Consider the following 16,121-nt stretch of genomic DNA (forward strand, 5'->3'; position numbering starts at 1 on the left):
GCATGCCTGGCGCGGCATGTCCGCTGCTTATAAAGCAATAAACCATCGTTACTTGTGGTTTTTATGCATACAGCAGGCAAAATAAGTTTCCAACAACAAATGATAGCCTCATCTGGTGCACAATGCAGGAGATGGAACTCATCCATACGCTGCGGCATCATCGTCACCTGAGAGGTTGCAATGGGCACCCAAGAAAACAACAAACTCTTCCTCATCCCTGATTTTTTACCGGGAGAAACCAGCGCGGATAGCACGGTGGACGGCTTCATGCGCCGCTGCGCCGGTTACGTGCTGGGCACGTCACGAACGGCCAGCGTGACCGCGAAAGTGACGCCACCGCGGGAGCCGGAGCCAGCCGAAGATTTCCCCCGCGAGATCGCGTGTATGTCGGAGCAGGAAGCCGTTGAGCTCTGCCAGGACATGATGGCCCGCGGCTACACGGCGCAGGCGCATTACGACATTTACGACTACTCGTGGTCGGTTGAAATCACTTCTGGCAGTGAGCCTTCCACATAGTTCGACACCGGCGCATAGCGGCTGAAGAACGGCAGCCTGCCAAAGCGTTGTTTGGCAGGCGTGGCAGATGAAATTTCTACTTGAAGTTGCGCAGTGGAATTTATTTGCCGGTACAATATTGGTATTGCCAAATATCAATAACCATCATGTCCTCCGCCGCTCCCGCATCCAAAGAATTCTCGACTTACAGCAAGGACACCCCTACCGAGCGCCCGGGCCTCGATGGCCGGGCCGGCGTATTCGTGCCCACCGATGCCCTGGACGTGGGCGGTGGACCGATCCGCAAGGGCGCCGGCATCGTTGGCTACGGCAATCCGGATGGCACGCTGACCGTGTATTTCGAAGCCAACCGCTTCGAGGAAACCAGCCTGCACAAGTGGGAAAACAAGGTGCGCAAGGCGTATGACCGGCTGGTGATGGTAGCGCCAACAGTGTCGAAGGCGAAAATGAATGCCAGCACGCTGGAACTGGTCGGCTATATCGACGGATCGGGCATCCACCTGAAGCAGCCCGACAGCGTGACCACCTGGCTGACGATGTCCAACGCGCTCGACACCGCGCCGGAAAGCAATGTGATCACGTTCGGGCGCCGTTGAGGCAGTGCCGCGGCCGATCCCGATTTCCAAAAAAAACGCAGGCCGGGCAGCCTGCGCAATTTCACGAGCGTTATTCCTACAACTTCCCCACACTTTTGCCGATGACTTCGGAACGCCGCTCTCTTAAGATGAACTTAAGTCAAAAGGAGCCCATCATGGCACGGCACATTCCCCTCACATTCAGCACTATTCTGCTCGGCCTGGTTGGCACATCCACCTACCTGCTGTGCTCCACCGATCTGCTCCACAACGCCACATTCTTCCTGCTGCACTGAGTGCACGCAACGGACCGCAAACCCATGTGCCAACGGCCTGGGTAAGCGCCTGGCGAAGTGCGCCAGGCAGTCCAGCCTCCAGGGATCAGCGACGGCCGCGCCAGCCCCGGCCGTGATAGCCGCGTCCCCAGCCGCCCGAGCGGTGGCTCCACACGAAATCCAGCCCGATCGAAATCGGCGGATACCAGTACGATGGTGCCGCATAGACCGGCGCAGGCGTATACACGGGCTGCGGCACATATACCGGCTGCGGTACGTACGTGACGGCCGGCAGCGGCTCGGTGGTATAGGTGACGGAAGACCCGGCACGGGCCGCGGTGCCCGGCGCCACCGGCGTGACCGACACGGTGCGCCATTGATACGGATCGACGGGTTGCGCGGCATAGTAAGGGCCGGGAACGGCGCAACCTGCCAGAACGGTTGCCACGACGGGCAGAATCAGCAAACTTTTCATGGTAAATCTCCTTCCCAATAGAGAACTATAGGGAATTTCCAGCCAGCGTGCCGTGGATTTACACGCCGTTACAGCGGCAAACAACATGGAAATATGGCGCGATGGTGCTGGAACTACCGCGCGGCACGGGCCGCGCGGCCGGGCAATGTCTGTTCCGGCACTGCCCGCTGCATGCCTCAGTGCTTGCGGCCCTGCTTCTTGCCGCCGCCGGCACCTTCCTTGCTGCCAGCCTTCGTGTGGCTGGCTGCTTCCTTGCCCTGCTTTGCTTTCTTGGGCGATGCCGACGATTCCATTTCGGCTTCGGTGGCGGACTGCTTGTTCTGGTTACCGGTCGATTTCGATTGCGCCATCATTTCCTCCGTCGGTTGATAAGGCAATCTAAATATAAGGTATGTCGCAATCATCGAGCGCACGGCCGTTCTGGTCGAGCCGCTGGGCGCAGATGTCGAAGCGCACGCCATGGTCGAACTCCATCCGGTACACCTTCCCGTACGGCAGCGCCACGCCCTGCTGCTGCACCTTGCGGTACTGCAGCGCCGGCACATTCGCGGGAATGGCCATCGACGTATGGAAGTTGCGCCGGCGGTCCTGCTGGCGCCGGTGCACGTCCACCACCACGCCGAGGTCCAGCGTGACGCCGCCGGCCATGTAGGCATAACGCGTGATGCTGCGCGACGTGCTCAGCACGCCCCAGGCACAAGGCGCGGCGCCTGCCGCTTCCTTGCCGGCGCAATTGCTGATCTGCGCCAGCGGGAAGTTCTCCTCGTGGCCGGCCAGCTGCGCCAGCGGCCAGGTGGTACGCACGCCGTCACGCTTGCCGGACAGCGGGTTGGTCCACGTGATCGCATTGACGACCGACACGGTCTGCTTCAGGCGCGCCGGATCGTTCTGGTTGCGCATCATCGTGCAGCCGGACAGCAGCGTCAGGGACATCAGGGACAGGCAAAGCGGGGTTTTCATGGCGAGCGGCAGAAGAACGATATGCGCCAGATTAACAGATGTGCGTGCACGCCAACAGCGCGACGCAAGCGGGCGAAAAAAAGCCGGCTTGCGCCGGCTGAAGAGGTAAGCAGGTAATTCTGGTTTGGCAGGTAATCCTGCCAAACGCGACAGAAAAAATCAGTCCAGTTTCCAGGCGTAGTCGACCTTGGTCCAGGTCTCGGCCGGTGCGCCATCCTTCGAGCCCGGCTTGAACTTGCAGGCCGACAGCGACTTGATGGCCGCCTTGTCCAGGTTCTTGAAGCCGCTCGACTTGTCGATCTTGGAATCTTTCACCTCGCCGCCAGCGGAGACCAGGAACGACATCGATACCGTGCCCTGTTCTTCATTCATCAGCGACGCCTTCGGATAGTCGGCCTTGCAGTTCTTGCCATCGAAGGAAGCCGGCACTTCCGCAGCGGAAGCGGCACCAGCGAAGAGCACCGCGGCCATTACACCCATGAAACGCTTGTTCATCTGATTTCCCCTTTTGTCGTTGTCAGCTACGGTTGATTACAGCGCCCACACGTAATCGACCTTGGTCCAGGTCTGGGCCACGGCGCCGTCTTTCTTGCCCGGCGTGAACTTGCATGCGGTCAGCGCCTTCAGGGCCGCCTTGTCCAGGTTCTTGAAACCGCTCGATTTCTCGACCTTCGATTCCACCACTTCACCGCTCGCCGACACCAGGAAGGCCATCGTTACCGCGCCCTGCTCTTCGTTCAGCAGCGAAGCTTTCGGGTATTCGGCCTTGCATTTGCGGGCGTCGACCGAGGCCGGCACTTCGGAAGCGAAAGCGGTGCCGGCAACGAGGGTGGCGGCGAAGAAGGTGATCAGATGCTTGTTCATGTTATTTTTTCCAAAAATTGTGAAATGAGGTTGTCGTCTCGTTTTAACTTTAATACTTAGAATTCTTCCCACTCGTCCGCGCTGGCCGAGGCAGCGGCCACGGCTTTCTTCGGCTTGTCCGCGGGTTTGGCGGCAATGGCCGGGGTTGGCTTGCGGGCGGCGGTCTTGACCGGCTTGACGCTCGCGGTGGTCGGCACGGCCTTGGCGGCGGTGCTCACGGCGGCGATCACGGCGCGCTCTTCGCCCGCTTCCAGCTTGAAGATCGACACCACGCGGGCCAGTTCGCCAGCCTGGTCCTGCAGGCTTTGCGCGGCGGCGGCCGCTTCTTCCACCAGCGCGGCATTCTGCTGGGTCATGCTGTCCATCTCGATGATCGAGCGGTTCACCTGCTCGATGCCGGCACTCTGTTCCTGGCTGGCGTTGGCGATCTCGCCCATGATGTCGGTAACGCGGCGGACCGAAGCCACCACTTCATCCATCGTCACACCGGCCTGGCCCACCAGCTTCGAACCGCGCTCCACTTTTTCCACGGAGTCGCCGATCAGCGCCTTGATTTCCTTCGCGGCGCCAGCCGAACGCTGTGCCAGGTTGCGCACTTCGGATGCCACCACGGCGAAGCCGCGGCCCTGCTCGCCGGCACGGGCCGCCTCGACAGCGGCGTTCAGTGCCAGGATGTTGGTCTGGAAAGCGATGCCGTCGATCACGCCGATGATGTCGACGATCTTGTTGGCGGACTCGTTGATCGAGCTCATCGTGTCGACCACCTGCGACACCACGGCGCCACCCTTGCGGGCCACGTCGGAGGCGCTGGCGGCCAGCTGGTTCGCTTCGCGGGCATTGTCGGCGTTCTGCTTCACGGTCGACGTCAGTTCTTCCATCGCCGACGCGGTCTTTTCCAGCGACGATGCCTGCATTTCGGTACGGGACGACAGGTCGATGTTGCCGGCGGCGATTTCACGCGAGGCGGTGCCGATCGTTTCGGTACCCACGCGCACCTGGCTGACGATGCCCACCAGGCTGTCGCGCATGTCCTTCATCTCGAACAGCAGGCTTTCCTTCGCGGCGCTGCTCGTGTCGATCTGCACCGACAGGTCGCCGTTGGCGATGGCGCCGGCGATGGATGCCGTGTACTCCGGCTCGCCGCCCAGCTGCTTCAGCAGGCCGCGGGTGATGGCAATCGCGGCAGCCACCGACAGCAGCACGGCCAGCACGCCCATGCCGATCATGAAGTTGCGGGCGCCGGCGAAGCTTTCCCTGGCATCGATCGCCGACTGCTTGTTGACCTTGTCTTCCAGCGCGCCCAGCTGATCCAGCGCTTCCATCCATTTCTTCTGGGCGGGGCGGATTTCCTTGATCAGGATACGGGTGGCACTCATGGCATCGTTGGCCAGCCAGAACTGGGAAGCGCGCTCGATGGCGGGCATCGCCACGGCTTCATGTTCCTTGATCGCCGCCAGCAGCTTCTTTTCTTCCGGCGACGCTTCGATCGCGAACTTGGCGTCCAGCTTCTGCAGGTCGGCATGATATTTCGCGGTCTGCTCCTTGATGCGCGCGAATTCCGGCTCCATGTCGGCCGGATCGGCCATCAGGGTCAGCACGCGCAGCGAACCGATACGGTCGGCCACGTTGTTGCGCATGTCGATCACGAGGCGGGTGACGACGTTGTTAACGCTAACAACGTGATCCAGGCGGTCCTGGATTTGCGCCAGGCGGAAAATGCCGACGACGGTCACGGCCACCAGGAATGCCAGTACCAGTGCGAAACCGAGCGCCAGGCGGCTGCCCACCTTCATTTTGCTGAGATTCATTTCGACTCTTCGTTATTAGCGGTTATTGATATGCCGGCAGCACTTGCCTGCGATGTTATTGCCTAGATATACGATTAATTGCCATAAGGCATGTATATCACAGTATCAAACATTGACTGCGAATGCAAAACAAGAGGAGAAAAACGCGGAACAGCTGTGGCTTTTCATCCCTTCTCCACACATTGAAGTACGACGGCATGTGTGTCCATAAGGAAAGTATAATTCTGCGCATTGCCAAGGGGCAAGCGAAATCCTACGCAGAAACGCGTATTCTGAATTTCTATGGGGAAATTACGACAGATTGGCCCAAATCCGCACGAAACTGAGCGTTTCAAGCAATAAGTGAACAAAAACAGGGCGTTGGCACACCATCAGCGCGCCTGCAAAGTTACCGAAAAAATGGGGACGGACCCTGTTTTCTGGGAAATTTCCTCAAAAACAGGGTCCGTCCCCAATTTGCAGGGCTACTTCCTCAGGGCTTCCAGCAGCAGCTCGGGATTGCCCGCAGCCAGTCGTTTCGAATCGGACAGCGTTTGCCGGAACTGCCGCGCGCCGGGCAGGCCCTGCATCAGGCCCAGCATGTGACGTGTGATCGTGTTCAGCTTCAGGCCGCGGCCGCCCTCTTTCGCCAGCTGGGCGGCGATGTACGGCATCATCGCGCGCAGCACTTCCTCGCGGTTCTTCACCGGCGCGGCGTCGCTGTAATACTTGCTGTCGAACGTGGCCATCAGGTAGGGGTTGTGATACGCCTCGCGGCCCAGCATCACGCCATCCACGTGCCGCAGGTGCTCGTCGATCTCGGCCTCGGTCTTGATGCCGCCGTTGATCAGGATCTCGAACTGCGGGAAATCGCGCTTCAGGCGGTACGCATGTTCGTACTTGAGCGGCGGGATTTCGCGGTTCTCCTTGGGCGACAGGCCTTTCAGGATCGCATTGCGGGCATGGACGATGAACGTGGTGCAGCCGGCATCGGCCACCGTGCCGACGAAATCGCGCACGAAGTCGTAGCTTTCCGTGTCGTCGATGCCGATCCGGTGCTTGACGGTCACGTCGATCGACACCGCGTCACGCATCGCCTTCACGCAGTCGCGCACCAGTTCCGGCTCGGCCATCAGGCAGGCGCCGAACGCGCCCTTCTGCACCCGCTCGGACGGGCAGCCGCAGTTCAGGTTGATCTCGTCATAGCCCCACTTTTCGCCCAGTTTCGCCGACGTGGCGAGATCCTTCGGATCGCTGCCGCCCAACTGCAGCGCCACTGGATGCTCTTCCTCGTTGAAGCGCAGGTGGCGCTCGACGTCGCCGTAGACCAGCGCGCCGGTCGTCACCATCTCTGTATACAGCCAGGTGTGCTTCGTGATCTGCCGGTGGAACACGCGGCAGTGGCGGTCGGTCCAGTCCATCATGGGCGCGACGGACAGGCGGCGGCCCCGATACGGGCTTGTTTCAGCGGAAAGTTCGTCGGCAGGGCTGGTAACGGTGGTGTTCATCGCGGCGGCGGGGGATCCAAACGGGGCCGCACATTATACAGGCAGTGTGCGGACAAGTTGCGTGGGCAACGCTGGTCCGCCGCCGGCCGCACCGGCCGCCCGGACATGCCGGTCCGGCTCACTCTTCGTCCAGCAGCCCTGCCTGTCCGGCTATCATGGCATTTCGGACAACTACCAGGAATCGCCATGCGCCGCGCTGTTGCCATCATCCTGTCCACCGCCGTGATGCTGTCCGCCTGCGACGTTGCCCCCAGCGGGGCCATGCCGGCGCAGGCGCCAGCCGGGGCGGCCGCCCTCCCGCAGCACCTGAAGATCTTCATCGACGGTGTGCCGCTGCAGATCGATCCGGACCGGCCGGCCGACGGCCAGGTCGCCACTGCGCACGTCGTCCACGGCAGGTTCGTGATCACGGCGCAGGACAAGGTAACCGACAACCTGCTGACGGTCGAAGCCCCCTTCCCCGGCGCACCGGCGGCCGGCGAACTGCTGTCTTATCTGTGCAAGCCGGTGTTCGGCTGCGAGGAACCCGCCCTGGAGACGCCGCGGGGCGGCACCATGCTGGCCGCCGCGCCCAGGCCCAATGGGCCGGCGTTGCCGCGGCTGTGGGCCGCCCACCGGGCGCCGAAGCTGGGCCTGCAGCCGCTGACGGTGTCGCTGCAGTTGATCCGCCCCATCTCATGGCCGGGCGTGGGCGCAGCCTACCGGATCAAGGGCACGTTCCGCGGCACCGTCGCCGATACGGTGGAAGACTGGAGCAATCCCCGCATCAGCGGCCCGACGCGGCTGGTGGAGGGCAACTTCGACATGTACGCGCAAAAACTCTGAGGATGTTCCCTTGCGCCGCGGGGCTTGCCATGCGGGCGCAGGCTGGCGGCCCGCTCAGCCCTGTAAGCCGCATGGCGATGGCGGAACGATCACATTATTGATTGAATCCGTGCTTTCCGTTGACACCCGCTGAGCGAGTCCCGATACTCGTTTGCCATTCCTGTAAGCATGACGGGACCGATGGCAGCCCTGCCCGTGGCTGCGCCACGCCTGCTGGCGCCATGCGTCCGGGCCGGGCTATCCTGCCGGCCTGACAGTCCCCGCAGTTCCACTCAACCTTCGTCTTGAGAGCACCATGACCAATCGATTCCTGCCCGCCGCCGCCGCATTCGCCGTCTCCGCCGCTTTCGCCATGCCCGCCGCCCACGCGGAAAAAATGGCGATCACCGTCACCCACGCGCTCGACGCGGCCCGCCCGGCCGAGACGATCACCGTGCCGTGGTCGGAAGTGAACCGCGTGCTGCCCGGCGCCATGCTGCAGCGGATCGCCGTGCGCGACGCCGCGGGCAAGCTGCTGCCCTACCAGGTGACGAACGTGGCCCCGCAGGCCAAGGACCCGGAGAACCGCGGCATCGCCTATGGTGAACTGATCTTCCAGCACGACTTCAAGGCCGGCGAGAAGAGCGCCACCTTCACCGTGGAGAAAACCGAGACCGTGTCGCCGCCGTTCCCCACCAAGGTCCATGCGCGCTACGTGCAGGAACGCCTGGACGACTTCGCATGGGAGAACGACAAGGTTGCGCACCGCACCTACGGCGCAGCCCTCGGCGCGCCGGCGCCGGCCGGCGTCACCAAGGAAGTGCTGGTCACCAGCGGCAACGACATCTGGTTCAAGCGCGTGCCGTATCCGATCGTCGACCGTTGGTACAACAAGGGCCACGACCATTACCACGTGGACCAGGGCGAAGGCATGGACATGTACAACGTCGGCCGCACGCTAGGCGCCGGCGGCACCGCCATCTGGGATGGTTCGAAGCTGGCCAAGGCAAGCAACTACACGGGCTGGAAGGTGCTGGCAAACGGCCCGGTGCGCGCTATCTTCGAACTGTCCTACGACGCGTTCGACGCCGCCGGCACCAAGGTTTCCGAAGTGCGCCGCTTCACCGTCGATGCCGGCCACTGGTTCGACCGCATCGAGTCGACGTTCACGTTTGCCGGTCCGCAGCAGTTGAACGCCGTCGTCGGCCTGAACAAGACGCCGAGCGACAAGGGCCAGGACCCGCAGATCGCCACCGACCGCGTGCCGGCCGACGGCTCGCTGCGCCAGTGGGTCACGCAGAAGAGCAACGATTCGTTCGGCGTGGCGGTGGTGGTGCCGACGGCGAAGGAAGCCGGTTCCGACCAGGCCAACGATTTCGTGATCGCCCCGGTCACCTCCGGCAAGCCGCTCACGTACTACGTGGGCGCCGCCTGGAGCCGTGCCGGCGAGATCCGCACGAAGGACGATTGGACGAAGCAGGTGGCGCTGACCGCCGCGCGCGCGAAGTCGCCGGTGAAGGTGGCGGTGGCGGCAGCGAAGTAGATCTGCGCCTGCGTATCGGCTGCTTCAGCTTTCGGTAGCTGGCGGCCGGACACCGGCGCCCTCCGCGCGCTGATTCGGCAAGCGGTAGCTGTTGGCCGCGAGCCGCTGGGGCGAAGCAGGGGTTTCGGGGACCATGGTCCCCGCCTGCATAGCGGTGCCACCGTGCACGGGGGCGCTCCTTCCTGACCCCTGCTGCTCAGCGGTTATTCGCAACCTCTCCCCCGCGCTCACCGCGCTGATTCTTTCCGCCGTCACCGCACCCCTCACCGCCAGCCCCATAAAATACCGCGCAGGCAACCACTCCCTCATCCGACATGAAGATCAAAACGCTCGCCGGCCTGCTGCTCGCCCTGGCCGCCCCCGCTTCCTTCGCCGCCATGCCCGCCGACGGCTGGCGCTTCGATTTCACCGGCAAGGCCGCGCCGGGCCATACCGCCGTGCAGGCCGGCGCGGCCTACGACAGCGCCCGCGGCTTCGGCTATGAATTGGACAACGGCGCAGACAACGGCGCTGAAAACCGCGCGGCCGCCACGTTCTTCTCGGCCGATGTCCCGGAAGGAAACGTGGCGATCACCGTCACGCTCGGCCCGGGCACGCACACGATCAAGTCGGAAGTGCGCCGGCTGATGCTGGAAAACGTCGTCGTGCCCGCCGGGCAGAGCGTCACGCGCACGTTCGTCGTCAACACGCGCACGCCGGTCATCGCCGCCGCGAACGGCATGAAGGCGGGCATGGTCAACTTGAAGGCGCCGCGCGAAACGGTGCAGGAAGCGTGGAACTGGGACAAGCGCGTCACGCTGGAGATCCATGGCGGCGTCGACAAGGTCGAGATCAAGCCCGTGCAATTACCCACTATCTTCCTGCTGGGCGATTCCACCGTCAGCGACCAGCCAGGCGAGCCGTATGCCAGCTGGGGCCAGATGCTGACGCGCTTCTTCAAGCCTGGTGTCGCCGTGGCCAACCACGCGCAATCGGGCGAAACGTTCCGCGATTCGCTGGCGCGCCGCCGCATCGACAAGATCGTGTCGCAGCTGCGCCCCGGCGACGTGGTGCTGCTGCAGTTCGGCCACAACGACCAGAAGCAGATCAAGGCCGGCAACGGCGGCCCGTTCACCACCTACAAGGCGGAGCTGCGCCAGCACGTGGAGATGGTGCGCGCCGTGGGCGGACTGCCGGTCGTGGTGTCGTCGATGGAGCGCCGCCGTTTCGATGCCGCCGGCAAGCCGGAATCGACATTGACCGATTACGCCGCCGCCGCCAGCCAGTCCGCCCGCGAGCTGGACGTGCCGTACATCGACCTGAACGCCACCAGCAAGGTACTGTACGGCGCCCTCGGCGTGGAAGGCTCGAAGCCGGCGTTCGCCACCGGCAAGGATGGCCAGATCGACAACACGCACCACAGCAATTACGGCGCGTACCTGCTGGCCAAGGCCATCGTGGCCGGCATGCGCGACGCGAAGCTGCCTGTCGCCGACCAGGTGGTCGACGGTTTCGCCTTCGATCCCGCCCGCCCCGATCCATTCGACAAGTTCGCCGTCCCGGCGAGCCCCCGCTACACCAACGAGCGCCCGCTGGGCGACGAGGCCAACCGATGATCCGTCAAGTACTCGCTACCGCATTGTTCTCCTGCGCCCTGCCCGCCTTCGCGGCGGACGGCTACCTGTTCGCCTACTTCACCAAGAACGGCGAAGACGGCCTGCACTTCGCCGCCAGCAGCGACGCGTATAAATGGGACAAGGTCGCCGGCGGCAAGAGCTTCCTCGTGCCCAAGGTGGGCAAGTCGAAACTGATGCGCGATCCGTGCATCGTGCGCGGGCCGGACGGCACGTACCACATGGTGTGGACGTCGGGATGGAACGAGAACAATATCGGCTACGCCTCGTCGAAGGATCTGATCACCTGGTCGGAGCAGAAGGAACTGCCGGTGATGGCGCATGAACCGGGCGTGCTGAACGCGTGGGCGCCGGAGATCGTGTACGACGACAAGCGCGGCGAATTCCTGATCTTCTGGGCTTCCACCGTGCCGGGCAAATTTACCGAGACGGCCGGCTCCTCCGAGCAGAAGTACAACCACCGGATGTACTACACGACCACGAAGGATTTCACGAGCTTCGCGCCCACGCAGCTGTTCTACGACCCGGGCTTCTCCGTCATCGATGCCACGTTCGTGCGCGCCAACGGCAAGGACTACCTGATCGTCAAGGATGAAACCGTGAAGCCGCCGCGCAAGTACCTGCAGGTGGCCGAGGCGCCGGACCTGCGCGGGCCGTTCAAGCCGCTGTCGGCACCGATCACGCCGAAAGGCCTGTGGGTCGAGGGCCCGACGGCGATCCAGGCCGGCAAGGAAGTGATCATGTACTTCGATGCGTACACCACGAAGCACTACGGCGCGCTGCGCTCGCGCGACCTGAAGACCTGGGAAAACGTGACGGACAGGATGCACTTCCCGGACGAAGGCACGCCGGTGCGCATGCGGCACGGCACCGTGATTCCGGTGCCGGAAGCCGTGCTGGCGAAGCTGCGCGCGGCCGAATGAGTAACTGTGTGCGTATCGATTCACACTATGTTACTTAACGACTTGCGGTGGAAATAATGGCAACGTTGGCGGCAGGTACAATCCGGCCCACCATACCAACAACAAGTCGTCACGCAATGAACCCATCGAAACTCGTCCTGCGCCCTCTTCCCGCGCTGCTGCTCGGTGCCCTGGTCGGGCAACTGGGCCTGGCGCACGCGCAGCAGGCATCGACCGCTGCATCTGCTACTTCATCGGCTGCTTCATCGGCTGCTTCATCGGCCACACCCGCGGCCACGCCTTCGGCCACGGCGCGGCCGGCCGCCACGCCAGCCACGCAGGCCACGCCCGCCGTCACCGGCAAGCCGGCCGATGAAGTGAAGAAGCCCGAGGAGCAGCAGCCTGGCGTGACCGAGATGCAGACCGTGACCGTGGTGGCCGAACGCCCCGCCGAGCAGATCGACCGTTCCGTCTACGACGTGAAATCCGATGCGGTGACGCCCAGCGCTTCGGCGGCGGACGTGATCGCCAACGTGCCGAACGTTACCGTCGACCAGGACGGCAAGGTGGCCGTGCGCGGCAACCAGAACACGCAGATCTTCGTGAACGGCAAGCGCTCCGCCATGTTCTCCGGCGAGAACGCCGGCGATGCGCTGAACGGCTACCCCGCCGATGCGCTGGAGAGCATCGAGGTCATCACCACGCCGGGTGCCGAATTCGGTTCCGAAGGCGGCGGCGGGCCGATCCTGAACCTGGTCACGCGCCGCGTGCGCCCGGCCGGCGGCCAGGGTTCGCTGACGGGCAGCGTGGGTCCGGACGGCCGCTACAACACCTTCATGCGCGGCAGTTACAACTCGGGCCGCATGCAGGTCGATGGCAACCTGGGGGTGATCCGCAATGTCAACGAACGCACCGGCTGGACCGACAGCGAACTCCAGACCGGCAGCGACACCCGCACCACGCGGCGCGACCTCGTCAGCAACTCGCCTTCGCGCTCGATCATGTTCGCCCCGTCGATCAGCTACAACATCGGCGAGACCGACCGCTTCAGCGCCGCGCTGAACGTGAACCAGCGCGAAAGCACGCCCGATTCGAACGAGAGCTACCGCACGCGCCGCGCCGACGGTTCCATCTACGAGGACTACCGCCGCAACCGCAACAGCGACAACGAAAGCAGCCAGTACCAGCTGACACTGAACTACGAGCGCAAGTTCAGCCGCGACGAGATACTGAGCTTCGACCTGCGCAGTTCGGGCAACAAGCAGGATAACGACAGCTGGAACCGCAACGCCTACGTGGTGGCACCGCCGTCCGGTGCGCGCCTGGAAAGCACCAACGGCAACGACTCGCAGAACCGCGTCACCGACTTCTCCATCGACTACCGCGACCGCGTCAATCCGCGCTTCAACTACCGGGCGGGCATGAAGATCGGCGTGAACAACGGCAGCTCGGATGCCGACTACTTCAACATCGACCCGCTGACGGGCGAAGAGATCGTCGACGACGACCGCGCCAGCGCGTTCAAGACCAGCGAACGCTCGTACGCGCTGTACTTCTCGCCGAACATCCGCCTGTCCGACAACTGGATCGCCATGCCTGGCGTTCGCTACGAGCGCATCGACCGGGACATCGACTACGTCAACCAGGGCAATTCGGCCAGCGACAGCAGCAGGAAATTCCTGCCCAGCATGCACCTGCAATACGGCTGGGGCGAACGGGGGGCGACCGTGACGGGCGCGTATTCGCGGCGCATCAACCGGCCGGGCCGCGACGATATCAATCCGAACCTGCAATACCAGGACGAGCAGAATTTCTCGCAGGGCGACCCGCGGCTGACGCCGACCAACACCGACAAGTTCGACCTCAAATACTCGGACACGTGGGACTGGCTGAACACCAACGTGACGCTGTATCGCGAGAAAGCCAGCCCGCTGCTGGGGCGCTTCCTGACGCCGGTGCCCGGCACTTCCGCCGTGATCAGCCAGGCGGTGAACTATGGCGAGAACACCACCGATGGCTTCAGCGTCAATTTGCAGGGCAAGCCCACGCGCACGCTGTCCATCGGCGCCACGGTCAACCTGCGCAATATCTCGCAGTCGTACCTGGCGCGGCTGGTGAATGGCGATGGCGCCTACTACTCGGTGGAATCGGAGCGCAAGGTCAATTCGAAGAACCTCCAGACACGCCTGCAGTATTCGGGTATCCCCGGCCATACTTTCCAGGTGAACGGCAACTACACGGGCCGCGAACTGCGCGGCCTGGCGGAGTATGACCCGTCCTGGCAGGTGATGCTGGCCTGGACCTGGAACGTCGCACCGCGGATCACGCTGCGCACGATGCTCAGGGATGCCTTCGACAGCAACGATCGCAAGATCACCGAGATCTCCGACACGGTGCGCACCGTCTCCTACAGCAAGCAGGAAGGCCGCATCCTCATGGTGGGCCTGACCTACCAGTTCGGCGGCGTCACGGGTGACGCGCGGCTGCGCAACAACCCCGGCATGTTCCGCGGCCCACAGGGCGACGGCCCGCGCGGCCCCGGCCCCGGCGGCTTCGGTCCCGGTATGTAAGCACAAAAGGCGCCTGCAGCAATGCGGGCGCCTGAATCACGCTCGATGTCGCAATTGGCGCCTGCGTACAGGGGTCTGTCCCCGGTAAGTGTCAGCATCCGAGGCATCCAACTTCGCTGTCAGGGGACTGACCCCGGTTTTCGCACGCGTACACTTGCTCCCTCTCCAATCAACAATGCGAGCAAAACGCCCCCGAAGCGCTCACCGCATTGCACCTCCCCTTCATATCGGCTACTGTCACCATCGGATCGCAAGCGCGGCCATCAATAACCTCGGAGACGATAGTTCAAGTGAAGAAGACCCCGTTCAAACTGAAGGCTGGCCGGCTGCTGATCGGCACGCTGCTCGCATGCACCTCCCTGCAGCTGATGGCGCAGGAAGCCCCTGTCGCGCAAGAGAAAGGCCCGGCCGCCGCGGACGCGATGCTGCACGCGCTCGTCGTGAAATACCCGAACCCATACCGCGCGATGGAAGCGGCCGAAGTGAAGGCGGTGATGGACCGCGTGTTTACGTACCTGGACGCCACCACGCCGGCCGAATTGATCAACAAGACATCGCACGCGCCGATCGCGAAGCTGGACAAGGCCGATCCGGATGCGGTGCTGAAGCCGGGCGACTTCCGCCTGACCAGCTATGAATGGGGCGTGACGTACGCCGGCATGCTGGCCGCCGGCGCCGCCACCGGCGACAAGCGCTATACCGAATACACGACGAAGCGCCACCAGCTGCTGGCCGACCTCACGCGCCTGTACCTGCCCTCGGTGAAGGCCGATCCGGCCAACGCGCATGCGCCGATCAAGAGCTTCCTGAACCCGCACGCGCTGGACGACGCCGGCGCGCTGTGCATGAGCTTCCTGAAGGCCAAGCAGATGGGCTCCAAGGTGAACTATGGCCAGATGGTCGACATCTGCGGCAAGTTCGTCACCGAAAAAGAGTACCGGCTGCCGGACGGCACGCTGGCGCGCGGCGGCCCGGATGGCAAGGGCGGCAACAAGCAGCGCCCGCTGACCAACACGCTGTGGCTGGACGACATGTTCATGGGCGTGCCGACCATCGCCCTGCTGGGCAAGGACACCGGCAACGCGAAGTACTATGACGACGCGGTGAAGCAGGTGCTGCAGTTCTCGAAGCGCATGTTCAACCCGCAGCTGGGCATCTACATGCACGGCTACGTGGAAGGCCTGCGCGATCATCCGGAACTGCACTGGGCGCGCGCCAACGGCTGGGCCATCATGGCGATGGTCGAAGTGCTGGAAGTGCTGCCGAAGAACCACAAGGGCTACAAGGCGGTCGAAGACCAGCTGCGCGCCCACGCGAAAGGCCTGGCGAAATTCCAGCACAAGGACGGCCTGTGGCACCAGCTGATCGACCGTAACGACTCGTACCTGGAAACCTCGGCCACGGCGATCTACACGTATGCGATCGCGCGCGCCGTCAACCGCGGCTACCTGGACAAGGAAATGTACGGTCCGATGGCCAACCTGGCCTGGAACGCGGTGGCCCAGAAGGTCAACGCGAAAGGCGAGATCGAAGGCATCTGCGTGGGCACCGGCATGGCGTTCGACCCGGCGTTCTACTACTACCGCCCGACCAGCACCCGCGCCGCGCACGGCTACGGCCCGCTGCTGCTGGCCGGCGCCGAGATCATCGAGATGAACAAGAAGTACAAGTTCGGCCTGAACGACAGCGGCTTCATGTACCAGGGCCAGCGTTAAGCATTGCGTTCTGG

General features: G+C 63.5%; 15 protein-coding genes. 8 read left to right on the forward strand and 7 right to left on the reverse strand.

What is annotated here, in order from left to right; translation table 11 throughout:
- Positions 1-180 precede the first annotated feature (180 nt).
- Positions 181-516, forward strand: a complete 336-nt coding sequence (locus tag ACY34H_RS22565; protein WP_464979709.1) for a hypothetical protein — start codon at positions 181-183, stop codon at positions 514-516.
- A gap of 146 nt (positions 517-662) precedes the next feature.
- On the forward strand, positions 663-1,112 hold the full coding sequence (locus ACY34H_RS22570) for a hypothetical protein (protein WP_464979710.1): 450 nt from the start codon (positions 663-665) through the stop codon (positions 1,110-1,112).
- A 360-nt stretch (positions 1,113-1,472) separates the two neighbouring features.
- On the opposite strand, the gene ACY34H_RS22575 is transcribed toward ACY34H_RS22570, so the two are convergent.
- The 7 genes from ACY34H_RS22575 to dusA form a co-directional block, all read right to left on the reverse strand.
- Complete coding sequence (locus ACY34H_RS22575) at positions 1,473-1,841, reverse strand: hypothetical protein (RefSeq protein WP_464979711.1); 369 nt, start codon at positions 1,839-1,841, stop codon at positions 1,473-1,475.
- Between the two features lie 176 nt (positions 1,842-2,017).
- Positions 2,018-2,191 carry a hypothetical protein gene (locus ACY34H_RS22580; protein WP_464979712.1) on the reverse strand — a complete coding sequence of 58 codons (174 nt, stop codon included), beginning with the start codon at positions 2,189-2,191 and terminating at the stop codon, positions 2,018-2,020.
- A 28-nt stretch (positions 2,192-2,219) separates the two neighbouring features.
- Positions 2,220-2,801 (reverse strand): hypothetical protein, encoded by a 582-nt coding sequence (locus ACY34H_RS22585; RefSeq protein WP_464979713.1) that lies wholly within the window; start codon positions 2,799-2,801, stop codon positions 2,220-2,222.
- A 159-nt stretch (positions 2,802-2,960) separates the two neighbouring features.
- Positions 2,961-3,296 (reverse strand): energy transducer TonB, encoded by a 336-nt coding sequence (locus tag ACY34H_RS22590; protein ID WP_464979714.1) that lies wholly within the window; start codon positions 3,294-3,296, stop codon positions 2,961-2,963.
- 36 nt (positions 3,297-3,332) lie between these two features.
- A complete protein-coding gene (locus ACY34H_RS22595) occupies positions 3,333-3,665 on the reverse strand; it encodes an energy transducer TonB (protein ID WP_464979715.1) in 333 nt (110 codons plus the stop codon).
- Positions 3,666-3,721: 56 nt separating this feature from the next.
- Positions 3,722-5,473 carry a methyl-accepting chemotaxis protein gene (locus ACY34H_RS22600; RefSeq protein WP_464979716.1) on the reverse strand — a complete coding sequence of 584 codons (1,752 nt, stop codon included), beginning with the start codon at positions 5,471-5,473 and terminating at the stop codon, positions 3,722-3,724.
- Positions 5,474-5,937: 464 nt separating this feature from the next.
- On the reverse strand, positions 5,938-6,960 hold the full coding sequence (gene dusA, locus ACY34H_RS22605; protein ID WP_464979717.1) for a tRNA dihydrouridine(20/20a) synthase DusA: 1,023 nt from the start codon (positions 6,958-6,960) through the stop codon (positions 5,938-5,940).
- Positions 6,961-7,146: 186 nt separating this feature from the next.
- Here dusA and ACY34H_RS22610 point away from each other — a divergent pair, with 186 nt between their 5' ends.
- From ACY34H_RS22610 to ACY34H_RS22635, 6 genes are all read left to right on the forward strand, one after another.
- Positions 7,147-7,785 (forward strand): hypothetical protein, encoded by a 639-nt coding sequence (locus ACY34H_RS22610; RefSeq protein ID WP_464979718.1) that lies wholly within the window; start codon positions 7,147-7,149, stop codon positions 7,783-7,785.
- A 295-nt stretch (positions 7,786-8,080) separates the two neighbouring features.
- Positions 8,081-9,307 (forward strand): DUF4861 family protein, encoded by a 1,227-nt coding sequence (locus ACY34H_RS22615; protein ID WP_464979719.1) that lies wholly within the window; start codon positions 8,081-8,083, stop codon positions 9,305-9,307.
- A 314-nt stretch (positions 9,308-9,621) separates the two neighbouring features.
- Positions 9,622-10,902: a rhamnogalacturonan acetylesterase gene (locus ACY34H_RS22620; protein WP_464979720.1), complete on the forward strand. Its 1,281-nt coding sequence runs from the start codon at positions 9,622-9,624 to the stop codon at positions 10,900-10,902.
- Positions 10,899-11,843, forward strand: coding sequence for a glycoside hydrolase family 43 protein (locus ACY34H_RS22625; RefSeq protein ID WP_464979721.1), 945 nt, complete (start codon positions 10,899-10,901; stop codon positions 11,841-11,843). The genes ACY34H_RS22620 and ACY34H_RS22625 overlap by 4 nt, the downstream gene beginning before the upstream one ends.
- Before the next feature lie 116 nt (positions 11,844-11,959).
- Complete coding sequence (locus ACY34H_RS22630; RefSeq protein WP_464979722.1) at positions 11,960-14,392, forward strand: TonB-dependent receptor; 2,433 nt, start codon at positions 11,960-11,962, stop codon at positions 14,390-14,392.
- 290 nt (positions 14,393-14,682) lie between these two features.
- On the forward strand, positions 14,683-16,107 hold the full coding sequence (locus tag ACY34H_RS22635) for a glycoside hydrolase family 88/105 protein (protein ID WP_464979723.1): 1,425 nt from the start codon (positions 14,683-14,685) through the stop codon (positions 16,105-16,107).
- The last annotated feature ends 14 nt before the right edge of the window (positions 16,108-16,121 follow it).

It is taken from the genome of Pseudoduganella sp. jia 9 (assembly GCF_055502615.1).